General features: G+C 66.5%; 19 protein-coding genes, 2 tRNA genes and 1 pseudogene. 7 read left to right on the top strand and 15 right to left on the bottom strand.

Annotated features, from left to right (window positions below):
- Window positions 1-20 precede the first annotated feature (20 nt).
- The 9 genes from FURADRAFT_RS02010 to FURADRAFT_RS01970 all read right to left on the bottom strand — a co-directional run bounded on the left by FURADRAFT_RS02010 (window position 21) and on the right by FURADRAFT_RS01970 (window position 7935).
- Window positions 21-800 carry a transporter substrate-binding domain-containing protein gene (locus FURADRAFT_RS02010; RefSeq protein WP_008952427.1) on the bottom strand — a complete coding sequence of 260 codons (780 nt, stop codon included), beginning with the start codon at window positions 798-800 and terminating at the stop codon, window positions 21-23.
- A gap of 144 nt (window positions 801-944) precedes the next feature.
- Window positions 945-2036 carry a redox-regulated ATPase YchF gene (ychF, locus tag FURADRAFT_RS02005; RefSeq protein ID WP_008952426.1) on the bottom strand — a complete coding sequence of 364 codons (1092 nt, stop codon included), beginning with the start codon at window positions 2034-2036 and terminating at the stop codon, window positions 945-947.
- 61 nt (window positions 2037-2097) lie between these two features.
- Window positions 2098-2682: an aminoacyl-tRNA hydrolase gene (pth, locus tag FURADRAFT_RS02000; protein WP_008952425.1), complete on the bottom strand. Its 585-nt coding sequence runs from the start codon at window positions 2680-2682 to the stop codon at window positions 2098-2100.
- Window positions 2683-2758: 76 nt separating this feature from the next.
- Window positions 2759-3337, bottom strand: a complete 579-nt coding sequence (locus FURADRAFT_RS01995) for a 50S ribosomal protein L25/general stress protein Ctc (protein WP_008952424.1) — start codon at window positions 3335-3337, stop codon at window positions 2759-2761.
- A 60-nt stretch (window positions 3338-3397) separates the two neighbouring features.
- Window positions 3398-4381: a ribose-phosphate pyrophosphokinase gene (locus FURADRAFT_RS01990; protein ID WP_008952423.1), complete on the bottom strand. Its 984-nt coding sequence runs from the start codon at window positions 4379-4381 to the stop codon at window positions 3398-3400.
- 88 nt (window positions 4382-4469) lie between these two features.
- Window positions 4470-4544 (bottom strand) — tRNA-Gln (locus FURADRAFT_RS01985).
- 9 nt (window positions 4545-4553) lie between these two features.
- Window positions 4554-5396 carry a 4-(cytidine 5'-diphospho)-2-C-methyl-D-erythritol kinase gene (gene ispE / locus FURADRAFT_RS01980; RefSeq protein ID WP_008952422.1) on the bottom strand — a complete coding sequence of 281 codons (843 nt, stop codon included), beginning with the start codon at window positions 5394-5396 and terminating at the stop codon, window positions 4554-4556.
- Between the two features lie 215 nt (window positions 5397-5611).
- Window positions 5612-6157 carry a lipoprotein insertase outer membrane protein LolB gene (gene lolB / locus FURADRAFT_RS01975; protein ID WP_008952421.1) on the bottom strand — a complete coding sequence of 182 codons (546 nt, stop codon included), beginning with the start codon at window positions 6155-6157 and terminating at the stop codon, window positions 5612-5614.
- A complete protein-coding gene (locus FURADRAFT_RS01970) occupies window positions 6154-7935 on the bottom strand; it encodes a tetratricopeptide repeat protein (protein WP_236261510.1) in 1782 nt (593 codons plus the stop codon). The genes lolB and FURADRAFT_RS01970 overlap by 4 nt, the downstream gene beginning before the upstream one ends.
- Before the next feature lie 80 nt (window positions 7936-8015).
- On the opposite strand from FURADRAFT_RS01970, the gene mutM reads away from it, so the two are divergent.
- Both mutM and FURADRAFT_RS01960 read left to right on the top strand, forming a co-directional pair.
- Window positions 8016-8834 (top strand): bifunctional DNA-formamidopyrimidine glycosylase/DNA-(apurinic or apyrimidinic site) lyase, encoded by an 819-nt coding sequence (mutM, locus tag FURADRAFT_RS01965; protein WP_008952419.1) that lies wholly within the window; start codon window positions 8016-8018, stop codon window positions 8832-8834.
- A gap of 41 nt (window positions 8835-8875) precedes the next feature.
- Window positions 8876-9697 carry a lysophospholipid acyltransferase family protein gene (locus tag FURADRAFT_RS01960; protein ID WP_008952418.1) on the top strand — a complete coding sequence of 274 codons (822 nt, stop codon included), beginning with the start codon at window positions 8876-8878 and terminating at the stop codon, window positions 9695-9697.
- Here the strand turns inward: FURADRAFT_RS01960 and FURADRAFT_RS01955 are convergent.
- A complete protein-coding gene (locus FURADRAFT_RS01955; protein WP_008952417.1) occupies window positions 9636-10454 on the bottom strand; it encodes a symmetrical bis(5'-nucleosyl)-tetraphosphatase in 819 nt (272 codons plus the stop codon). The genes FURADRAFT_RS01960 and FURADRAFT_RS01955 overlap by 62 nt on opposite strands.
- Window positions 10455-10593: 139 nt before the next feature.
- On the opposite strand from FURADRAFT_RS01955, the gene FURADRAFT_RS01950 reads away from it, so the two are divergent.
- Entirely contained in the window at window positions 10594-12612 is a 2019-nt protein-coding gene (locus tag FURADRAFT_RS01950) for a UvrD-helicase domain-containing protein (protein ID WP_008952416.1), read from the top strand.
- Between the two features lie 205 nt (window positions 12613-12817).
- On the opposite strand, the gene FURADRAFT_RS01945 is transcribed toward FURADRAFT_RS01950, so the two are convergent.
- Window positions 12818-13234, bottom strand: coding sequence for a host attachment protein (locus FURADRAFT_RS01945; RefSeq protein WP_008952415.1), 417 nt, complete (start codon window positions 13232-13234; stop codon window positions 12818-12820).
- Window positions 13235-13384: 150 nt separating this feature from the next.
- Here FURADRAFT_RS01945 and FURADRAFT_RS01940 point away from each other — a divergent pair, with 150 nt between their 5' ends.
- Entirely contained in the window at window positions 13385-14188 is an 804-nt protein-coding gene (locus FURADRAFT_RS01940; protein ID WP_008952414.1) for a Mut7-C RNAse domain-containing protein, read from the top strand.
- 99 nt (window positions 14189-14287) lie between these two features.
- Here FURADRAFT_RS01940 and FURADRAFT_RS01935 read toward each other — a convergent pair whose 3' ends face one another.
- Window positions 14288-15007, bottom strand: a complete 720-nt coding sequence (locus FURADRAFT_RS01935; protein ID WP_014088416.1) for a c-type cytochrome — start codon at window positions 15005-15007, stop codon at window positions 14288-14290.
- 149 nt (window positions 15008-15156) lie between these two features.
- Between FURADRAFT_RS01935 and FURADRAFT_RS01930 the strand changes: the two genes are divergently transcribed.
- Window positions 15157-15233 (top strand) — tRNA-Arg (locus FURADRAFT_RS01930).
- Window positions 15234-15402: 169 nt separating this feature from the next.
- Here the strand turns inward: FURADRAFT_RS01930 and FURADRAFT_RS01925 are convergent.
- From FURADRAFT_RS01925 to FURADRAFT_RS01915, 3 genes are all read right to left on the bottom strand, one after another.
- Window positions 15403-16464 (bottom strand): HAMP domain-containing sensor histidine kinase, encoded by a 1062-nt coding sequence (locus FURADRAFT_RS01925; RefSeq protein ID WP_008952412.1) that lies wholly within the window; start codon window positions 16462-16464, stop codon window positions 15403-15405.
- Window positions 16465-16467: 3 nt separating this feature from the next.
- A complete protein-coding gene (locus tag FURADRAFT_RS01920) occupies window positions 16468-17193 on the bottom strand; it encodes a response regulator transcription factor (protein WP_008952411.1) in 726 nt (241 codons plus the stop codon).
- Between the two features lie 200 nt (window positions 17194-17393).
- Window positions 17394-17621: a hypothetical protein gene (locus FURADRAFT_RS01915; protein WP_008952410.1), complete on the bottom strand. Its 228-nt coding sequence runs from the start codon at window positions 17619-17621 to the stop codon at window positions 17394-17396.
- A gap of 255 nt (window positions 17622-17876) precedes the next feature.
- On the opposite strand from FURADRAFT_RS01915, the gene FURADRAFT_RS01910 reads away from it, so the two are divergent.
- Together FURADRAFT_RS01910 and FURADRAFT_RS19860 are read left to right on the top strand one after the other, a co-directional pair.
- Window positions 17877-19106, top strand: coding sequence for an efflux RND transporter periplasmic adaptor subunit (locus tag FURADRAFT_RS01910; RefSeq protein ID WP_008952409.1), 1230 nt, complete (start codon window positions 17877-17879; stop codon window positions 19104-19106).
- 3 nt (window positions 19107-19109) lie between these two features.
- Window positions 19110-21063: pseudogene (locus FURADRAFT_RS19860) on the top strand (MacB family efflux pump subunit).
- Window position 21064 lies beyond the last annotated feature (1 nt).

Below are 21064 nucleotides of genomic sequence, written 5' to 3'. Positions count from 1 at the left end.
GTCCGGCGTCACGCCGCGCCTCAGCGCCCGCCCGGGGCCTTCGACACGTCGATCCCGAACCACTTCACCGAGATTTTCTTGAAGGTGCCGTCCTTGTGCAAGGAGGTCAGCGCGCCGTCGATGGCGGCCTTGAACTTCGGGTTGCCCTTGGCGAACGGGATGCCCATCTGCGTGGTCGTCCCCACTGCGGCGCCGGCCTTCAGCGGCAGCTTGGCTTCCTTGATGGCGAACGGGATCAGCAGGCTGTCGTTGATCGCGGCGTCGATGCGGCCGGAGGCCAGATCCTGGAAGATTTCCGCCGCCGACGGGTAGAACTTGGACTCGATGCCGCCCTGCGCCTTGACCATGTCGGCGTAGTTGCTGCCCTGGGTCACGCCCATCTTCAGGCCCTTCAGGTCGTCCAGCGACTTGAACACCCGCTTCTCGTTCTTGCGCACGATCAGCTGCGCGCTGGAGATGGTGTACGGCTGCGAGAAGTCGAACACTTCCTTGCGCTTGTCGGTGATCGACACCTGGTTCATCACCACGTCGAACTTGCCGCCCTGCAGACCGGCCAGGAGGCCGCTCCACTCGCCGGTGGTGAATTCCGGTTTCACCTTGAGCTTCTGCGCCAGCGCCGTGCCGAGGTCAACCTCGAAGCCGGCCAGTTTCTGGTCCTTGTCCTTGAAGTTGAACGGCGGGTAGGTGCCTTCCAGCGCGATCTTGAGCGTGCCACGCTGTTGTACGGTGTCGAGCAGGTCTGCGGCGAAGGCGTGCGAGGTGGCACCGATTAGGGCCAGCAGAGCGATCAGTTTCTTCATTTTAATATAACCTTTAGTTTCAAATTAAAGAAACAACATAACAGATGGAACTATAACAATCCCCAACGGCATTGCCTAGCCCGCGCCAAGAAAAAAACCGCCACCCGAGGGGATGACGGTCTTCGGCGCAGGCGGGCGGCCGCCTCAGACGTTGAACAGGAAGTTCATCACGTCGCCGTCCTTCACCACGTACTCCTTGCCTTCGGAGCGCATCTTGCCGGCTTCCTTGGCCTTGGCTTCGCCGCCGCAGGCGATGAAGTCGTCGTAGGAAATGGTCTGGGCGCGGATGAAGCCGCGTTCGAAGTCGGTGTGGATCACCCCGGCCGCTTGCGGCGCGGTATCGCCGACGTGGATGGTCCAGGCGCGCACTTCCTTCACCCCGGCGGTGAAGTAGGTCTGCAGGCCCAGCAGCTTGTAGGCGGCGCGGATCAGGCGGTTCAGGCCCGGCTCTTCCAGCCCCATCTCGGCCAGGAACTCGGCCTTGTCGGCGTCGTCGAGCTCGACGATTTCCGATTCGATCGCCGCGCACAGCGCCACCACCGGAGCGCCCTCCTTGTCGGCCAGCGCCTTGAGCTTGTCGAGGTGCGGGTTGTTGTCGAAACCGTCCTCGGCCACGTTGGCGACGTACATCGCCGGCTTGATCGTGAGCAGGCAGAACGGCTTCAACAGCGCCTGCTCTTCGGCGTCGAGGCCGAGCGAGCGCGCCGGCAAGCCTTGGTCGAGGTGCGCGCGCACCTTCTCCAGCACCGCGATCAGGCGGATCGCGTCCTTGTCGCCCGACTTGGCCTTCTTGCCATCGCGCTGGATCGCCTTTTCCACCGTGGTCAGATCGGCCAGCGCCAGTTCGGTGCCGATGGTTTCGATGTCGGAGATCGGGTCGACCTTGCCGGCGACGTGCACCACGTTGTCGTCGTCGAAGCAGCGCACCACGTTGACGATGGCGTCGGTCTCGCGGATGTTGGCCAGGAACTGGTTGCCCAGCCCTTCGCCCTTGGAGGCGCCCGCCACCAGGCCGGCGATGTCGACGAACTCGACGATGGCCGGCTGGATCTTCTGCGGGTTGATAATCTTGGCCAGCTCGGCCAGACGCGGGTCCGGCACCTCGACGATGCCGACGTTGGGCTCGATGGTGCAGAACGGATAGTTGGCCGCTTCGATGCCGGCCTTGGTCAGCGCATTGAAGAGGGTCGACTTGCCGACGTTGGGCAGACCGACGATGCCGCACTGGAGACTCATGACTGCGTTCCTCTCGAAAATCTTTGCAAAGGTTGGCCGAAGCAGGCTTGCGGCCGGAAAATTACTTGGCGGCGGTATGCAGGGTTTTCATCGCGCCCGGCATGTCGCCGGCAATGGCTTGCGGCAATACCCGGAGCGCCGCCGCCATGGCGTCCTCGATGGCGCCCTGTTCTTCGCTGCGCGGCTTCTTCAGCACGAAGCCGACCACCTCGCTGCGCTCGCCGGGGTGGCCGATGCCCAGCCGCAGGCGCCAGAAGTTCGGCGTGCCGAGGCGGGCGATGATGTCCTTCAGGCCGTTGTGGCCCCCGTGCCCGCCGCCCTGCTTGAAGCGGGCGGTGCCCGGCTGCAGGTCGAGCTCGTCGTGCACCACCAGGATTTCCTCCGGGGCGATCTTGTAGAAGCGCGCCAGCGCCGCCACCGCCTGGCCGGACAGGTTCATGAAGGTCATCGGCTTCAACAGCCACAGGTCGCTGCCGCCCGGCTGCGGCGCGCGCGCCACTTCGCCGAAGAACTTGCCTTCGCCTCTCAGCGCCGCCTTGTGCTGCCAGGCCAGTTCGTCGACCAGCCAGAAACCGGCATTATGACGGGTTTTCTCGTACTCCGGGCCGGGGTTGCCCAGCCCGACGATCAATCGAATCCCGGACATGATTGCATTCCAATAAAAAAGCCCGTTGCGAGGCCGTCAGGCAACGCAACGAGCTTGATCGTGCACGACCGCGGAATTACTCGGCGGCAGCGGCACCGCTGGCGGAGGCCACAGCCTGGTCGCCACCGCGCACCAGGGCGGTGATTTCCACGCCTTCAGGCAGCTTCAGGTCGGACAGGTGAATGGTCTGGCCAGCCTGGATGGCGGACAGGTCCACTTCGATGAAGGACGGCAGTTGGGCCGGCAGAGCGCGCACGTCGACTTCGGTCAGCACGTGCGAGATCTTGGCGCCTTGCAGCTTGACGGCTTCGGAAGCATCGGCGCCGACGAAGTGCAGCGGTACCTTGACGTGCATCTTTTCGTTCAGGTCGACGCGCTGGAAGTCCATGTGCAGTACCAGTTGCTTGTACGGGTGCATCTGGTAGTCACGCAGCAGCACGGCCTGCTTCTCACCGTCGATCACCAGGTTCAGGATGCCGGTGTGGAAGCCTTCTTCCTTCAGCGCGTAGTAAACCGGGTTGTGATCCAGTACCACGGAAACCGCTTCGGTGTTGGCGCCGTATACCACGGCCGGCAGTTTGCCAGCGTGACGCAGGCGGCGGCTCGCACTCGTACCCAGCTGTTCGCGCTTGGCAGCAATCAGTTCGTAAGACATGAGTAAAACTCCAGTTCAAGTGAATGGCACCGCAGCGGCCGCGACCAGCCGCCGCGATGTTTACGGCAGGCAGGCGCCCGTCGAAACCAGGTCCTCGTTGAAGAGGTAGGACACCGACTCTTCGTTGTTGATGCGGCGCAGCGTCTCGGCCAGCAGGCCGCCGATGGAGGCCACGCGAATGTTCGGGCAGGCCTTGGCTTGCGCCGACAACGGGATGGTGTCAGTCACCACCACCATGTCGATGTCGGAATTGGCAATGCGATCGATGGCCTGGCCCGAGAAGATGGCGTGGGTGGCGTAGGCCAGCACGCGCTGGGCGCCGCGCTCTTTCAGCGCGGAAGCGGCCTTGCACAGGGTATTGGCGGTATCGATCATGTCGTCGACGATCAGGCAGGTACGGCCCTGGACGTCGCCGATGATGTTCATGACTTCGGCCACGTTGGCCTTGGGACGGCGCTTGTCGATGATGGCGAGGTCGGTGTTCAGCGCCTTGGCCATGGCGCGCGCGCGCACCACGCCGCCGACGTCCGGGCTCACCACGATCAGGTCTTCGATGCGCTGCGAGCGGACGTCCTTCAGCAGCACCGGGGTGGCGTAGACGTTATCCACCGGGATGTCGAAGAAGCCCTGGATCTGGTCGGCGTGCAGGTCGACGGTCAGCACGCGGTCGATACCGGCCGAAGTCAGCATGTTGGCGACCAGTTTGGCGGAGATCGGCACACGCGCGGAACGCGGACGGCGATCCTGGCGGGCGTAGCCGAAGTACGGGATGGCGGCGGTGATACGACCGGCGGAGGCGCGCTTGAGCGCGTCGGCCATGGTCAGGATTTCCATCAGATTGTCGTTGGTCGGGTTGCAGGTGGACTGCAGGATGAACACGTCGCGACCGCGCACGTTTTCGAGCAGCTCCACTGCCACCTCGCCATCGCTGAACTTGCCCACGTCGGCGCGGCCGAGCGAGATGTCCAGATGCTTGACCACGTTCTGGGCGAGTTCCGGGTTAGCGGTCCCGGTGAAAACCATCAAACTGTCGTATGCCGCCATAACTCGTTATGCCTTAGCTGAATAAAGAAAAAGCGTGTAAGGGAAACTTACACGCTTTTTTTCTCGTTCTCTATATTGTAGAGATTCTTGGCTGGGGAGGTAGGGATCGAACCTACGAATGCCGGAATCAAAATCCGGTGCCTTACCACTTGGCGACTCCCCAGTAACTGGGCTAGATACTGTCGAACAACGGGTGGACCGAAAGGCCTTTTGCGACAAATCCGTTGTACTTCTGCGACAGCGTCTTATAAACTTTATCGGCTTCGATTTCCGAATCGCACTCCAGAAAAACACAACTTCCGGAGCCTGTCATCAGCGGCGAACCGTATTTCCCAAGCTCGCTTAACGCTTCGTTTACCGCTGGATACTTAATCGTTACAACCCGCTGCAAGTCGTTTCGTCGTTGCTGCGTTGTTTCGAGGATTCGCATTATGCTGATGTCGGAATCCCTTGTCAACAGTTCTGACGAAAAAATTTCAGCAGTCGGCACATGCACCCCCGGATGCAACACCACGTACCACTTTTCGGGCAGCTCCAGCTCGGTCAGTTCCTCGCCGATACCGGTGGCAAAGGCGTTGCGGCCGAAGATGAAGACCGGCACATCGGCCCCCAGCTTCAGGCCCAGCTGCATCAGGGTTTCACGCGGCACAGCGGTCTGCCACAGCGAGTTGAGCGCCAGCAGCACGGTGGCGGCGTCGGAACTGCCGCCGCCCAGACCACCGCCCATCGGAATGCGCTTGGTGAGGCGGATCGAGGCGCCGAGCGAGGTGCCGCTGTGCTGTTGCAGCAGGCGTGCCGCACGCACCGTCAGGTCGCGCTCGGCCGGCACGCCGTCGATCGGGTTCAGCAGCTCGATCACGCCGTCGTCGCGCACGGCCAGCTCGACGGTGTCGCTGTAGTCGATGAAGCGGAACACGGTTTCCAGCAGGTGGTAGCCGTCGGCGCGGCGCCCCACCACCTTGAGCATCAGATTGAGTTTGGCCGGAGCCGGATAGGCATGGAAGACGGCGGTCATGTCGGAAGAACTCGAAAAACGGAATTATGGGGAAAACTCAGAACCGGTTCAGGGTCGGTCGCGCGCCGCCCTCTAGAGGGCGATAAACGGCACTGGCACCGGAATGGGTATGGAATACCGGAAGATCATGGCGGCGCGAATCGCCACCGGAGCCGCGCCCGCGCAGAGCGGCACCTAAGCCCCGGGGAGTACGCGACAAGACCATGGAGCGATCCTCAGCGCCAGGCGTGCACGACCAGGCGGATCGACAGCCGGTCGCGCTCCATTTCGACCCGCTTCGGGTACGGGCCGGGCTGATCGGCGTCGCTGACGAAACGGATGGACCAGCCCTGCTGGTGCAGCACACCGTCAGCGGAGACGTTCTGCGGCCAGTCCGGCGCCGCCTGGCCGCGAATCCACCAGGCGAGGTTGGAGAGCGGCAAGGGCCAGCCCAGCGCCTCTTGTGTCAGGCTTTCCACGTCCGCCGCCTGGTAGGTCTTGCCGTCGGCCTGCAGCGTCACGCCGTTCTCGTCGCGCTCGACGCGCGCCACGGTCGAGCCGATCGGGCTGTTGATCGACAGCTGGTCGCGCACGGCATCGTGATTCCAGTCGAAGTTGGCGACCTGCCCCTTGCCGTCGGCCTTGACCGACAGCCGGCCGGAGATCGAAAACGGGGTATCGCGCGGCCGGGTCGCCTCGGCTTGCGGCCGGAACGCGACGTCGCGCGTGGCGCAGCCGGTCAAGAGCAGGCCGCACAGGCCCAGTGCCAGCCAGCGGCTCATGGCTGCTCCAGGCGGTGCACGGTGTTCTTCAGCATTTCCAGGCCGGATTCGCTACCGGTGGCCTTCTGCCACACCGCGCGCGCTTCGTCGCGGCGGTTGAGCTGCCACAGCACCTCGCCATAATGCGCCGCGATCTCGGCGTCCGGCGACACCGCGAAGGCACGCTCGAGGTGCTCGCGCGCCGGCTCGAGACGGCCCAGCTTGAACAACACCCAGCCCATGCTGTCCAGCACCATCGGGTTGTCCGGCTCGGCCTGCAGGGCTTTCTGGATCAGGCCCAAGGCTTCCTGATAGCGCGTGGTGCGGTTGGCCAGCGTGTAGCCGAGGGCGTTGAGTCCCTGCGGGTCGTCGGGCTTTTCCTTGAGATAGGCACGCAGGTCGCTCTCGGCGCCGTCGACGTTGCCCATCAGATCGGCCACCAGCGCCCGTTCATAGAGCAGCTCCGGGGTGCCCGGGGCTTCTTGCAACGCCTGGCTCAACAGGGCGTGCGCCAGGTCGTAACGCTTGGCCTCACGGGCGATCTGCGACTGCGCCAGCACCACCTGGACGCGGCCCGTGCCGCCGATCTCGAGCTTCTGCAGTCGGGCGATGCCGACGTCGGGGTTGCCGGCGGCGGCGTCCAGCTCGGCCAGACGCCCCTGCGCCGGCAGGTATTGCGCGCCCTGCCCCACCGCTTCGTACCAGCGCCGGGCGCCGGGTACGTCGTCCTGCTCTTCGGCCAACTGGCCGAGGGTGTAACGGATGAAGTCGCTTTCGGGGTGCTTTTCCGCCAGCGCCGCTTCCAGGTGCCGCTTGGCCACGGGCAGGTCGCGCTGCTGCAACGCCAGCAGGCCGGCACCGTACAGCAACTCGGCATTCTTGGGCTGGGTCTGGAGCAGTGCCTCGAAGGCGCGGCGCGCTTCGTCGAAACGCTTGGCGCCGACCAGCAGGCGCGGATACGCCATTTTCAGCTCCAGACCGGCGTCGGGGCGCCGGTCCAGCTCTTTTTTCAGGAAAGCGATTGCGGCGTTGAGGTCGCTGCGGCGCAGCCTGTCGGTCTGCCAGGCCACCGGCAGATCCCATTTGGGGGCGATGCGCGCCAGGCGGTCGAGCTCCTGCTCGGCTACGCTCTCGTTGCCGACCTCCGCCGCCACCGCGAGCACCGCGAAGCGTGCTTCCGGCAGATCGGGGTAACGCTCCGCCAGTTGCTGGATCAGCTGGTAGGCCCCCTGCTTGTCGCCCTGCAGCGCGGTGAGCCGCGCCAGCTGCACGAAAACGGCGCCGGCGCGTGCCGGCTCGCGCTTGAGCAGCTCTTCCACCAGGGGCCGGCTTTCGGCCAGCTTGCCGGAGCGCAGCAGGGTGATCAGCAGCTGTTCGCGCGCGATGTCGGAGTCGGGGTCGAGCTCGACCCACAGCGTCAGCGCCTCGGAGGCGACCTTGAGCTGGCCGGAAAACAGAGCGAACTCGGCGGCACGCTGCGCCAGGCGCGGGTCGCGGGTCTGCCGTGCGAGGTCGAGATAGGTGACCGCCGACGCCCCCGCCGCGCCGCGCTGGGCGGCGATCTCGCCGGCCAGCACGCCAAACAGGATGTGGCTGTCGAGTTCGACCTTGGGCAGCCTGGCGTCGGCCGCGGTGGCTTCGGCCTTGGCGGCGTCGGCACCGTCGTCGTCGGGCGCGTTGTCCGTCGCCTCCGCCTGGGGGGTGGCCGGCGCCGCGCTGCGTTCAGGCGGACGAGTCACCGCGCAGGCGGACAGCAGCAGCACCAGGAGGAGGGGAAGGGTTCGGTTTAACGGTTTCATGTGCATGGAATCTTGACCCGGCGAAAGCGTAGAATACCACGCTCATTGATATTATTGATGGCCGTGGAGCGTGGAATAACATGCCAGAATTACCTGAAGTGGAAACCACCCGGCGCGGGGTCGAGCCACACCTCACCGGCGCCACCATCACCGACGTCGTGGTACGAGAGGGACGCCTGCGCTGGCCGGTGCCACCGGCACTGGCCGCGACCCTCAGCGGCCTGCCGGTACTGGCGGTGCGCCGCCGCGCCAAATACCTGCTGCTGGAGTTCGCCAGCGGCACGCTGCTGGTGCATCTTGGCATGTCCGGCAGCCTGCGGCTGGTGGCGGCCGACACGCCGCCGCAAAAACACGACCATATCGATCTCATCCTGGACGGGCGCACCGCGCTGCGCTATCGCGACCCGCGCCGCTTCGGCGCCATGCTGTGGCACATCGGGCCGGTGGAGTTCCACCCGCTGCTGGCGGCGCTGGGACCGGAGCCGCTCGGCGACGCGTTCGACGCCGACACGCTGTACCGCGCCAGCCGCGGGCGCACGACGTCGATCAAGCAGTTGCTGATGGACAATCATGTGGTGGTGGGGGTGGGTAACATCTACGCCAACGAGTCCCTGTTCCAGGCCGGCATCCGTCCGGGACGTGCCGCACGCCGCCTGACCCATGCCGACTGCGAGCGCCTGGCCGCGGCCATCAAGAGCATCCTGGCACGCGCCATCGAGGCCGGCGGCAGCACGCTGCGCGACTTCGTCGGTGCCAGCGGCAAGCCCGGTTACTTCCAGCAGACCTACGCGGTGTACGGTCGCGCCGAGGAGCCCTGCCACACCTGCGGCTCATTGATACGTCAGATTCGCCAGGGGCAGCGGAGTTCCTACTACTGTCCGCATTGCCAGCCATGGTAGAGTCGGAGCATCGCCTTCCTTCCCCATCCTCGCCGTTGCCGATGCGCCCGACCCGCCCTACTTCGCTGCCCACCCGCTGTTTCCGTCTGGCCCGCATGGGATGGCACATCGCCATCGGCCTGATCATCGTCGCCACCCGCTTCCCGCGCCTGGCCTACGCCGAACGCGCCGTGGTGACGCAGCGCTGGTCGCGCAAGCTGTTGCAGATTCTGGGGGTGACGGTGGAGGTGTCCGGCGACTCGCCCGGGTTCTACCCGAACAACACCTTGCTGGTGGCCAACCACGTGTCGTGGCTGGATATCTTCGTGCTGAACAGCTCGACGGTGTCGCGCTTCGTCGCCAAGCGGGAGATCCAGCGCTGGCCGGTGGCGGGCTGGCTGGTGGCCAGCGCCGGCACGGTGTTCATCGACCGCAACAACCGGCGCGATGCCAGCCGCGTCAACCAGCACCTGGCGCGGGCGCTGGAGAACGGCGGCTGCATGGCGGTGTTTCCCGAGGCGACCACCTCGGACGGCAGCGTGCTGCTGCCGTTCAAGGCCTCGCTGTTCGAATCGGTGCGCCAGTCGCGCGGCACGGTGCAGCCGGTGGCGCTGAGCTACCGCACGCCGCACGACACGCCGTGCACCGCCGCCGCCTACGCCGGCGACACCACCTTCATGGAAAGCCTGCGCAGCATCCTGGCCACCCCGGCGATGCGGGTGGAGCTGCGTTACGGCAGCCGCATCAGCGCCGCCGGCACCAGCCGCGAGCCGACCCGCTTCGAGCTGGCCGAGGCGGCACGCGACGAGATCGTGCGTGGGCTCAGGATAACGCCTGCTCGGCCGGACACGGCAGCGAGAACACCTGCCGATCCTCCAGCCTGAGCGCGGTAAGGCTGCCGCCCCACAGGCAGCCGGTGTCGATGGAGAGGATGTCTTCGGTGACGTAGAGGCCGAGCGCCGACCAGTGCCCGCAGATGATCGGGGTGCCGGCGCTGCGCCGCCCCGGCGCGTCGAACCACGGCAGCAGGTTGGCGGGCGCCTTGTCGAGTTCGCCCTTGAACGCCAGGTCCAGCTCGCCGTCGCGCGTCACCAGGCGCATGCGCGTCATGGCGTTGACCACCAGCCGCAGGCGCTCGATGCCCTTGAGCTCGTCGCTCCAGCGCGTCGGCTTGTTGCCGTAGAGACGCGACAGGAAGTCGCGGTAACGCGGCCCGGACAGGCAGTCTTCCACTTCTTCGGCCAACCCCATGGCACGATCGACGGTCCATTCCGGCAGCAAGCCGGCGTGCACCATGGCGTAGCCCTGCTGTTCGATCATCAGCGGCTGGCAGCGCAGCCAGTCGAGCAGCAGCTTGCCGTCGCCGGCGTTGAGGATGTCGAGCAGGGTGTCGTCGGAGCGCACCTTGCCAAAGCCCTCGGCCACCGCCAGCAGGTGCAGGTCGTGGTTGCCCAGCACGATCTGCACCTTGTCGCTGTGGCGGAACACCCAGCGCAGCACTTCGAGCGACTCGGGGCCGCGATTGACCAGGTCGCCGGTGAGCCAGAGCGTATCGCGTCCAGGGTTGAATTCGATCTGGCGCAAGAGTTGCTGGAACGGGCCGAAACAGCCCTGAATGTCGCCGATTGCGTAGGTTGCCATGGTTGATTGTCCTCGATTGGCAGACCGGCAGAAAAGGGCCGTCCGCACTAGCGCGATGATACCGCATGCTACAATGCCCGGCCTGCATTACCGATTTGCGACGCGCCCCCTCCGGCGCGCGCCTCCCACCGGAAACGCCATGTCAGCACCCCAGCTCAATCCGCCGCAACGCGCGGCCATCCATTACCTCGACGGCCCGCTGCTGGTGCTGGCCGGCGCCGGTTCCGGCAAGACCCGGGTGATCACCTTCAAGATCATGCACCTGATCCGCGAGGCGAAGATGGATGCGCGCAACATCGCGGCCATCACCTTCACCAACAAGGCGGCGCGCGAGATGCTGGAGCGCGTCACCAAGCTGATGACGCCGGCCGAGGTGCGCGGGCTGACGGTGTCGACCTTCCACTCGCTGGGCATGCAAATCCTGCGCCAGGAGGCGCCGCACCTGGGCTACAAGCCACAGTTCTCGATCCTCGACGCCTACGACGCCGGCAAGATCATCTCCGATCTGCTGCGCACCACCGCCAAGGACGAGGTGCGCAAGGTGCAAAGCCAAATCTCGCTGTGGAAGAACGACTTCAAGAGCGCCGAGGAGGCGCTCACGTTGGCCGAAAACGAGTGGGAACGCATCTGCGCCACCACCTACCTCGCCTACCAGGACACCCTCACCGCCTACCAGGCGATGGACTTCGACGACCTGATCCGGCTGCCGGTGGAGCTGTTCCGCAACAACGAGGAGGTGCTGCAGAAGTGGCAGCACAAGCTGCGCTACCTGCTGCTCGACGAATACCAGGACACCAATACCTGCCAGTACCAGCTGGTGAAGCTGCTGACCGGGGTGCGCGGCATGTTCACCGCGGTGGGCGACGACGACCAGAGCATCTACGCCTGGCGCGGCGCCAACATGGAGAACCTGCGCCTGTTGCAGCAGGATTTCCCCAAGCTCAAGATCATCAAGCTGGAGCAGAACTACCGCTCCACCGCGCGCATCCTGCGCGCCGCCAACTCGGTGATCTCGAACAACCCCAAGCTGTTCGAGAAACAGCTGTGGAGCGAACTGGGCCTGGGCGAGCCGATCCACGTCATCCGCTGCAAGGACGAGGAGCACGAGGCCGAGGTGGTGGTGCAGCGCCTCTTGGCGCACAAGTTCGAATGCCGCACCGAGTTCAAGGACTACGCCATCCTCTACCGTGGCAACTACCAGGCGCGCATCTTCGAGCAGGCGCTGCGCAACCAGCGCATCCCCTACCAGATGTCCGGCGGGCAGAGCTTCTTCGACAAGGCCGAGGTCAAGGACGTGATCGCCTACATGCGGCTGATCACCAACCCGGACGACGACCCGGCCTTCATCCGCGCCCTGACCACGCCCAAGCGCGGCGTCGGCGCCGGCACGCTGGAGAAGCTCGGCGCCTGGGCCGGCGAGCGCAAGAAGAGCCTGTTTGCCGCGGCGTACGAGGAAGGCTTCCGGCTGCAGGTGCAGCACGCCCAGCTGGAGCCGCTGACGCAGTTCTGCGACTTCATCAACCATCTGCAGTACCGCGCGCTGCGCGAGCCGGCCGGGGAGCTGGCGCAGGAGATGCTCAAGGCGATCGGCTACGAGACCTGGCTGTACGACAGCGAGGACAGCCCGCGCGCCGCCGAGACCAAGTGGAAGAACGTGCAGGAGATGGTGGCCTGGCTCGCCAGGAAGGGCGAGGCCGACAACAAGAACCTGATCGAGCTGACCCAGCTGATCGCGCTGATCACCATGCTGGAGGGGCGCGACGAGGGCGAGCTGGACGCGGTGCACATGTCGACACTGCACGCCTCCAAGGGCCTGGAGTACCCGCACGTGTTCCTGGTGGGCTGCGAGGAAGGCATCCTGCCGCACAGCGAATCGGTGGAAAACGGCATGATCGAGGAGGAGCGGCGGCTGATGTACGTCGGCATCACCCGTGCCCAGAGGAGCCTGACGCTGACCCACTGCGTCAAGCGCAGGCGCGCCGGCGAGTGGCAGTTCGTCGACCCGTCGCGCTTCATCGACGAGATCAACGGCGACGACCTGCGCCACTTCGGCAAGCCGGGCGCCGAGCCGGTGGTCAGCAAGAGCGAAGGCAAGTCGCGGCTGGCGAGCCTGAGTGCGATGCTGGAAGGCAAGAAGGGCAAGGGCGGCGCCGAGTAGCGTGCCGCCATCGACCTGGACGGAGAACGTGTTTCAGCTAGGGCGAAACCGCCCGGACAGCGTGACCGCCGCAGGCGCCAGGAAACCGTAGCATCCGCGGCGTACCCGAGGATCAGGGCGGAGCGAGTCTCTCGCAGAGCCTCGCCCGCGCAGAAGGCCACCGACGCTCACGGGGCGAAGCGCGGCCACCGGATGAAAGCGGCGCTCACCAGCGCGCCGGCAGATGCTCGCGGATGGCCGCGGCATCGAGATGGGTCAGTTCCTGCGACACCTTGAGCGCCACCATGCGCTCGACCTCTTTGGGCAGGCACTCGCCCAACTGGCCGAGGAAGTGCGGCGGCGCCACCAGCACCAGCCGCTCGAAACGGCCGTCGGCGCGCCCCTGGGTCAGGGCGTTCGCCAGCTTGCGGGCGAACGCGGCGGCATCGTGCTCCTGCGGGTCGCTGCGCGTCACCATGGTCCGGTGCCCGCCGCGCGGCGGCTCGGCATGGTTGCCGCCCGCGGCGGCCTCCCCCTCCTCCGCGCTGATTTCCGCCGTTTCCGTCAGCTTGTGCCCACCGGCCTCGGGCTGGAAAATCCGTGCGCGCCGGCTGTCGGCGACGACAATCCATGAAACGTCCATATCGCTCACTCCACTCAAGTTGGCGGTCTTGGCGCCCCTTGTCGCCTGGCCGCAGCCAATCGTCCGGGTTCGCCGCTGGCCGCCGTGCGCTCCCGGCACGCTGCCACGCCACGGCAAAACAGCGGCTGTTTCTAGGGTTATAGTGCATACATGTCGCGCGCCCCGAAGTCCCTCAAGCACTGCGAATTCCGCTTCTACGAGGAGCTGAACGATTTTTTGCCGCCCGCTCTGCGCAAGGTCAGTTTTCGCCATGCCTTCAGCGGCAGCCCCACTGTCAAGGACCGCATCCAGGCGCTGGGGGTGCCGCATACCGAGGTCGACCTGATCCTGGTGGACGGTGTGTCGGTGGATTTCCAGCACCATCTGCACGGCGGCGAACGGGTGGCGGTCTACCCGACCTTCGAGCGCTTCGACCTCGCCGAGCTGAACCGGCTGCGCCCGGCGCCGCTACGCCACCCCTGCTTCGTGCTCGATGTCCATCTTGGCCGGCTGGCGCGCTACCTGCGCCTGCTCGGGCTCGATACGCTGTACCGCAACGACTGGCCGGACGAGGAACTGGCGCAGGTCGCGCTGGCCGAGCACCGCATCCTGCTCACGCGCGACGTCGGGCTGCTGAAGCGCAATGCCGTGACGCACGGCGCCTTCCTGCGTGCCATCATGCCGCGCGAGCAGCTGCTCGAGGTACTGGAGCGCTTCGATCTGTGGCGTCAGCTGCGCCTGTTCAGCCGCTGCGCGCGCTGCAACGGCGCCATCGAAGCGGTGACGCGCGCCAGCGTCGCCGCCGAGACACCGCCGCGCGTCTTCGCCTACCAGCGCCACTTCTACCGCTGCCAGAGCTGCCGCAAGCTGTACTGGGAGGGAAAGCATTGCGACCGGCTGCGCCACTGGCTGGAGCCGCTGCTGCGGGAACACGGCCTGAGCTGGCCCGAGTCGGAGCAGGCACCACGCGACTGAGGCGGCTTGCGCCCGCCGGAAGGTTTCGGGCCGTGGCGGCAGGGCATAAAAAAACGCGCCCGAGGGCGCGTTTCTGGTATCTGGAAAGCCTAGGCAGGCTTACTTGGAGTTGTTCACCATGTATTCCACGGCGGCCTTGAATTCTTCGTCGCTGCCGGTGAAACCACCCTTAGGCGGCATGGCGTTCAGGCCCTTGGTGGCGATTTTCACCACTTCGTCCAGGCCCGGCTTCAGACGCGGAGCCCAGGCGGCCTTATCGCCGAACTTCGGCGCACCGGCGGCGCCGGTGGAATGGCAGGCGGTACAAACACTGTCGAAGATCTTCTTGCCGGCCACGTTCGGGTCGAGCGCCGCGCCGCCTTCGCCGCCGACTTTCGGCTCGGTGAACTTGGCACCGCCGGCATTGGCCATGTAGGCCACGGCGCGCTTCACTTCGTCGTCGCTCAGGTCGGCGGCGCCGCCCTTGGCCGGCATGGCGTTGAAGCCGCCCAGCGCGTGCTGTACCAGGGTGTCGAAGCCCTTGGCGATACGCGGCGCCCAGGCGCCGGCGTCGCCGAACTTGGGCGAGCCGGCCAGGCCGGTACCGTGACAGGAAATACAGATGGCCTTGAACACCTGTTCACCGTTGCGCATGCCCGGGGGCGCGTCGCTGGCGACGGATTCGCCGACCGGTTTCAGGCGAGCGGCTACCGCTTCCTTGGTCATGACTTCGGCATCCACGTTGAAACCACTGGTTGCCAGCTTGGCCAGCAGCCAGATCGCCACGACCAGAAAGACAACGACGCCGATCAGGACCTTGACAACCTGTCCCGGGGCCATCCCGTTCCCATTACTCATTCCGAGCCTCGCCTGAAATATTAATGACAATGAAGAAATCAGGGGGATTATACGAGAACCCTCTCGGCATGGCAAAAGCCCCTCACTGGACGCGCCGGGGCAGTTAAGCTATCATCCGCCTGCTCTGCAAAGCACCCGTAGCTCAGTTGGATAGAGTGTCAGCCTCCGAAGCTGAAGGTCGTTGGTTCGATTCCAATCGGGTGCGCCAAGAATTCAAAGGGTTAGCGACATCTTTTCGCTAACCCTTTTTGCTTTCCTTCCGTCCGTTTTTGTCCCCGGCGCCCTTTTCGCGCCCCCCTCCTGCCGGGGGACGCACGGCTCCCCCTGTCGTCACCGCGTCACTGTCGTCGTCGGCCATGGGCGCGGTGAACACGCGCTCAGGCCAGCGGCAGCTCGATGTTGACCATCAGCCCGCCTTCGGCGGCGTTGGCGGCGGCGATGCGCCCGCCGCTGGCGACGATCACCCGCTTGGCGATGGCCAGCCCCAGCCCGTAGCCCTGGTTGTCGCTGCCGCTGCTGCGGAAGAACGGCTCGAAGATCGTCGCCAGCTCGGCTTCCGGTACGCCGGGGCCGTGGTCGTGGATGGCGAGGCGTACCTGCCCGCAATCCGGCAGCGGCGTCACCCGGATCTGCACTACGCTGTGCGGCGGGCTGTAGCGGATAGCGTTGCGCAGCACGTTTTCCACGGCGCGGCGCAACAGGTCCGGGCGGGCGGCGATACTGCCGTCGTGCTCGATCTGCAGTTCCACGCGGCAGCCCGACAGGCCGGCCTCGAACTGGGCGTCGGCCACCAGGGCGACGAGGAAGTCGCGCAGCGACAGGGTTTCGCCGCCGGTGGCCCCCTCGGCGTCGAGCCGGGCGATCGCCAATAGCTCGCCCACCAGTTGGTCCATGCGCCCGGCCTCGCGCTCGATGCGCTCGAGCCAGGTGTCGAGTTTTTCCGGCTGCTGGCGTGCCAGGTCGACGGCGGCGCTGAGCCGCGCCAGCGGGGAGCGCAGTTCGTGCGAGACGTCGTGCAACAGGCGCTTCTTGTCGTCCATCAGCCCCTGCAGCCGCTGCGCCACCAGGTCGAAGTCGCGCCCGAGGTCGGCCAGTTCGTCCTGGCGCCGTCCCAGTTGCTGGGCCAGGTTGACCTTGAGGTTGCCCTCGGCCACGGCATCGAAGGCGCCGCGCATCAGGCGGATCGGCTTGGACAGGTAGCGCGCCAGCAGCGCGCCGAAGATCAGGCTCGCCACCAACCCCACCAGCAGCGGCTCCGGCGGCACCGGGCCGTGCCGGGGAGGCGGCGGCGGCCGCTGCGCCGGGTCCTGTCGCGCCAGTTCAGTGGCGCGCGGGGATTCGAACTGATGGCGCAGGCTGAAGGCGACGCCGACGCCGAGCGCGGTGGTGATCTGGGCCAGCCACAGGATCAGAAACAGTTTCCAGAACAGGCGTCCCATGGGTCAGGCCTTGATGAACTGGTAGCCGCGACGGATCACGGTCTGGATGCAGGAGCGGCCGTCGGGCAAGGGGCCGAGCTTCTGGCGGATGCTGCTCATGTGCACGTCGATGCTGCGGTCGAAGCGCGCCAGCGGACGGCCCAGCGCGCGTTCCGACAGCTCGCCCTTGCTGACCGGGTGCCCGGCCTGGCGCACCAGCTCCGCCAGCAGGCTGAATTCGGTGCTGGTGAGCTCCAGCGGACGGCCGTCCCACTCGGCGCGGCGCTCGCGCGGCCACATCGCCAGTGCGCCCTCGCGCAACACGTCGCTCTCGACCTGGCGCACCTCGCGCAGGGCGCCGCGGCGCAGGATGGCGCGGATGCGCGCCAGCAGTTCGCGCGGGGTGCAGGGCTTGGGCACGTAGTCGTCCGCGCCCAGTTCCAGCCCGAGCACGCGGTCGAGATCGTCGCCCTTGGCGGTCAGCATCAGCACCGGCAGCGCGCTCTGCTGGCGCAGCCGGCGCAGTACCTCGATGCCGTTGATGCCGGGCATCATGACGTCGAGCACCAGCAGGTGATAGTCCCCGCTCAGGGCGAGCGCCAGGCCGTCGCTGCCGTTGGCGGCGAGCGCGACCATGCAGCCTTCGCGCTCGAGGTAGTCGCGCAGCATCTCCGCCAGTTCAACGTCGTCGTCGACCAGCAGCACCTTGGGTCCGTCCTGCGGCGTCAGGACCGCTCGGCTATTCGCCATCGTTCACTCCATCCCTCGCAGCCGGATCGCACTCGACCCGGCTTGACACGTGTTGCCCGCATTCTAGCGCAGAGGCGCGCGCGCCGAGCACGGCCGGGCACGCCAGGGCAAAAGGTTGGCCGAAGAGGGAGAGGGCTCCGTCTTCGGCCAACCTGGCAGGGGAGGAATACACCGGGCCCGGCGCCACGCCGCCCGGAACGTCAGATATAGGTATCGATGGTCTTGCCCAGCGTGGTGAATTCGTCCACCACGCTGCCGACGCCGGATGAAATGGCCGAGCCCAGCGACGACAGCCCGGAGCCGATGGCGTTGCCGACCGACTCCACCTCGCTCCCGACCTCCTTCAGGCCATCGTTCACGGCCTTGCGCAGCGCTGGCATGGCGTACAGGCTGGCGGCACTGGCGGCGATCGATTCGATACTGCTCATGGCGGTTCTCCTCAACAAGGCGGGGCAAGGCCTGCCACTGGCGCCCCGCGGGGTTGGTATTGATGGGTACGCCCTCTATTTACCACGTCCCGCCGCCCGCTACGGCCGCCACGCCGTTTATTTACACTTCTTTACCCTGGCGCCGTCTTTACCTGTTTTTACCCGGGCTAACCCCGATTCACACCCCTCCCCCGCATACTGGCCGCCCGTTTTCCTCACCCCGGCGCCGTCCGGCGCGCGCCGCGCTCATCGACCATGACCCTCGTTCCGAAAACCTGGCAACGCCGCGCGCTGCTGGCGGCCGCCGTGCTCGCCGCCGCCGGCGGCGCCAAGCTGCTGTTGTTTCCCGCACCGGCCTCGCCGGCCTACCTCACCGCGCCGGTGACGCGCGCCGACCTCGAAGACAGTGTGCTCGCCAGCGGCGCCGTCAAGGCGCTCAAGCAGGTCAGCGTCGGCGCCCAGGTGTCCGGCGAGGTGAAATCGCTCAAGGTCAGCCTGGGGCAGCAGGTGAAGAAGGGCGAGCTGGTGGCGGAAATCGACCCGCGCAGCCAGCAGAACACTTTGCTCGACGCCGAGGCGGCGCTAGCCAGCAAACAGGCCCAGCTGCGCGTCAAGCAGGCGGCGCTAACCAAGGCCGACCTCGACGCCCGGCGCCAGACCAGCATGCTGGCCGAGGAAGCCACCGCCCGCGAAAACGTCGATAGCGCTCGGGCCTCGCTCGCCACCGCGCGCGCCGAAGTGGCGCAGCTTCAGGCCGAGATCGAACAGGCACGCATCACGCTCAACACCGCCCGCCTCAACCTCGGCTACACCAAGATCGTGGCGCCGATCGACGGCGTGGTTGTGGCGGTGCCGGTGGAAGAAGGCCAGACCGTCAACGCCAGCCAGTCGGCGCCGACCATCGTCAAGATCGCCCAACTCGACACCGTCACCGTCAAGGCGGAGATTTCCGAGGGCGACGTCACCCGCGTCAAGCCGGGCCTGCCGGTGTACTTCACCATCCTCGGTGCTCCCGACCGGCGCTACCGCGCCACGTTGCGCGCCATCGACCCCGGCCCGCAGTCGCTCAGCGACGCGGCCGACAGCAGCACCAGCAGCAGCTCGTCCTCGTCGAGCTCGAGCAACTCGTCGAGCAGTAGTAGCAGCGCCATCTACTACTACGGCCTGTTTGACGTGCCCAACCCGGACCACCAGCTGCGCATCTCGATGACCACGCAGGTGTCCATCGTACTGGCCGAGGCCAGGAACGTGCTGACCATCCCCGCCACCGCGCTGGGCGAGCGCGGTCAGGACGGCGTGTATACGGTCACGGTGCTGGATCAAGACGGTCGTCCGAGCCCGCGCCGCGTCAAGATCGGTCTCAACAACAACGTCAGCGCCCAGGTATTGTCCGGCCTGAAGCAAGGCGAACGCGTGGTGGTGGGGCAGGCCTCGGCCAGCACCGCGAGCAGCAGCGAGCGCCGCGGCCCGCCGATGGGGTTGTAAGCGATGGCCACTCCCCTGCTCGAAGTCAGCGGGCTCACCCGCGAGTTCCAGGCCGGCGACGACACCGTGGCGGTGCTGCGCGACGTCAACCTGCAGATCATGGCCGGCGAGATGGTCGCCATCGTCGGCGCCTCCGGCTCCGGCAAGTCCACGCTGATGAACATCCTGGGCTGCCTCGACCGCCCCAGCCGCGGCAGCTACCGCGTGCGCGGCAAGGAGACCGGGGCGATGACGCCGGACCAGCTGGCACGGCTGCGCCGCGAACACTTTGGCTTCATCTTTCAGCGCTACCACCTGCTGCCCGATCTGAGCGCGCTGGGCAACGTCGAAATCCCGGCAATCTACGCCGGCAAGGCAGCGCCGACACGACACGAGCGCGCGCACGCGCTGCTGACCCGGCTTGGCCTGCGCCGACGCACCGGTCACCGCCCCGGGCAGCTCTCCGGCGGCCAGCAGCAGCGCGTCAGCATCGCCCGCGCGCTGATGAACGGCGGCGACGTGATCCTGGCCGACGAGCCGACCGGCGCGCTCGACAGCCACAGTGGCCAGGAGGTGATGACCATCCTGCGCGAGCTCCACGCCGAAGGACACACGGTGATCATCGTCACCCACGACAGCAAGGTGGCGGAGCACGCCGACCGGGTGATCGAGATCAGCGACGGCGAGATCGTCGCCGACCACCGCACCCGCTCGGCCGGCCGCCGCCGCCCTGCCCTCGCACGGCCACGCCGGTGCAGCGGGCTCGCCCTGGCGCGCCGCCGCTGGCCGCTTCGGCGAGGCGTTCCGCATGGCCTGGCGCGCGCTCACCGCACACCGCCTGCGCTCCTTCCTGACCATGCTCGGCATCATCATCGGCATCGCCTCGGTAGTGTCGGTGGTGGCGCTGGGCGAAGGCTCGCGCCAGCGCATCCTCAAGGACATCAGCTCGATGGGTACCAACACCATCGACATCTTCCCCGGCGCCGGCTTCGGCGACCGCAAGGCGGACGCCATCCACACCCTGACCGCGCGCGACGCCGAGGTGCTGACGCAACAGAGCTTTGTCGACAGCGTCACGCCCGGCGTCAGCAGTTCGGTGACGCTGCGCTACCGCAACGTGGCGGTGAGCGCGCAGGTGAAGGGCGTCGGCGAGCAGTACTTCCGCGTCAAGGGCGTGGAGCTGGACCTCGGCAAAGCCTTCGACGCCGGGGCGGTGCGGCGCAAGGCGCAGGAAGTGGTGATCGACCCGAACACGCGCAAGGCGCTGTTCGGCGCCGGCTTCGACCCCGTCGGCCAGGTGATCCTGGTCGGCAGCGTGCCGGCCCGGGTGATCGGCGTCAGCAAGAAGCAGAACAGCGCCTTCGGCAACGATGAGAACCTCAACCTGTGGCTGCCCTACAGCACGGTGATGAGCCGCATGCTGGGCCAGGACTACCTCAAGAGCGTCACGGTGCGCATCGGCGACAGCGTGTCGAGCAGCGCCGCCGAGGCCGGCATCGTCAAGCTGATGAAGCGCCGCCACGGCAGTCAGGACTTCTACGTGATGAACACCGACAGCATCCGCCAGACCATCGAGAAGACCACCGCCACCATGACGCTCTTGGTGTCGATGATCGCGGTGATCTCGCTGGTGGTGGGCGGTATCGGCGTGATGAACATCATGCTGGTGTCGGTCACCGAGCGTACCCAGGAGATCGGTGTGCGTATGGCGGTGGGTGCACGGCAGGGCGACATCCTGCAGCAGTTCCTGATCGAGGCGGTGCTGGTGTGCCTGATGGGCGGCGTGCTGGGCGTCGGCCTGTCGCTGCTGGTCGGCATGACGTTCGACCACTTCAGCAGTAATTTCAGCATGGTCTACTCCGCCGGCTCGATCGTCGCGGCGTTCGCCTGCTCCACCCTGATCGGCGTGCTGTTCGGCTTTTTGCCGGCACGCAACGCCGCGCGGCTCGACCCGGTGGTCGCGCTGGCGCGGGAGTGAA

Source organism: Pseudogulbenkiania ferrooxidans 2002 (assembly GCF_000174355.1).
In the GTDB taxonomy this organism is placed as follows: Bacteria; Pseudomonadota; Gammaproteobacteria; order Burkholderiales; family Chromobacteriaceae; genus Pseudogulbenkiania; species Pseudogulbenkiania ferrooxidans.
This window is presented reverse-complemented; position numbering and strand designations above follow the sequence as displayed.

Excerpts from the sequence above, each read along its gene's own strand:
- pth (WP_008952425.1), bottom strand. The coding sequence starts at position 2,682 with ATGTCCGGGATTCGATTGATCGTCGGGCTGGGCAACCCCGGCCCGGAG.
- FURADRAFT_RS01990 (WP_008952423.1), bottom strand. The coding sequence starts at position 4,381 with ATGGCGGCATACGACAGTTTGATGGTTTTCACCGGGACCGCTAACCCG.
- FURADRAFT_RS01920 (WP_008952411.1), bottom strand. The coding sequence starts at position 17,193 with ATGGCGAATAGCCGAGCGGTCCTGACGCCGCAGGACGGACCCAAGGTG.
- FURADRAFT_RS01960 (WP_008952418.1), top strand. The coding sequence starts at position 8,876 with ATGCGCCCGACCCGCCCTACTTCGCTGCCCACCCGCTGTTTCCGTCTG.
- FURADRAFT_RS01940 (WP_008952414.1), top strand. The coding sequence starts at position 13,385 with ATGTCGCGCGCCCCGAAGTCCCTCAAGCACTGCGAATTCCGCTTCTAC.
- FURADRAFT_RS01910 (WP_008952409.1), top strand. The coding sequence starts at position 17,877 with ATGACCCTCGTTCCGAAAACCTGGCAACGCCGCGCGCTGCTGGCGGCC.
- FURADRAFT_RS01995 (WP_008952424.1), bottom strand. The coding sequence starts at position 3,337 with ATGTCTTACGAACTGATTGCTGCCAAGCGCGAACAGCTGGGTACGAGT.
- FURADRAFT_RS02010 (WP_008952427.1), bottom strand. The coding sequence starts at position 800 with ATGAAGAAACTGATCGCTCTGCTGGCCCTAATCGGTGCCACCTCGCAC.
- FURADRAFT_RS01945 (WP_008952415.1), bottom strand. The coding sequence starts at position 13,234 with ATGGACGTTTCATGGATTGTCGTCGCCGACAGCCGGCGCGCACGGATT.
- FURADRAFT_RS01925 (WP_008952412.1), bottom strand. The coding sequence starts at position 16,464 with ATGGGACGCCTGTTCTGGAAACTGTTTCTGATCCTGTGGCTGGCCCAG.
- FURADRAFT_RS01950 (WP_008952416.1), top strand. The coding sequence starts at position 10,594 with ATGTCAGCACCCCAGCTCAATCCGCCGCAACGCGCGGCCATCCATTAC.
- ispE (WP_008952422.1), bottom strand. The coding sequence starts at position 5,396 with ATGACCGCCGTCTTCCATGCCTATCCGGCTCCGGCCAAACTCAATCTG.
- FURADRAFT_RS01935 (WP_014088416.1), bottom strand. The coding sequence starts at position 15,007 with ATGGCCCCGGGACAGGTTGTCAAGGTCCTGATCGGCGTCGTTGTCTTT.
- ychF (WP_008952426.1), bottom strand. The coding sequence starts at position 2,036 with ATGAGTCTCCAGTGCGGCATCGTCGGTCTGCCCAACGTCGGCAAGTCG.
- FURADRAFT_RS01915 (WP_008952410.1), bottom strand. The coding sequence starts at position 17,621 with ATGAGCAGTATCGAATCGATCGCCGCCAGTGCCGCCAGCCTGTACGCC.
- FURADRAFT_RS01970 (WP_236261510.1), bottom strand. The coding sequence starts at position 7,935 with ATGAAACCGTTAAACCGAACCCTTCCCCTCCTCCTGGTGCTGCTGCTG.
- FURADRAFT_RS01955 (WP_008952417.1), bottom strand. The coding sequence starts at position 10,454 with ATGGCAACCTACGCAATCGGCGACATTCAGGGCTGTTTCGGCCCGTTC.
- mutM (WP_008952419.1), top strand. The coding sequence starts at position 8,016 with ATGCCAGAATTACCTGAAGTGGAAACCACCCGGCGCGGGGTCGAGCCA.
- lolB (WP_008952421.1), bottom strand. The coding sequence starts at position 6,157 with ATGAGCCGCTGGCTGGCACTGGGCCTGTGCGGCCTGCTCTTGACCGGC.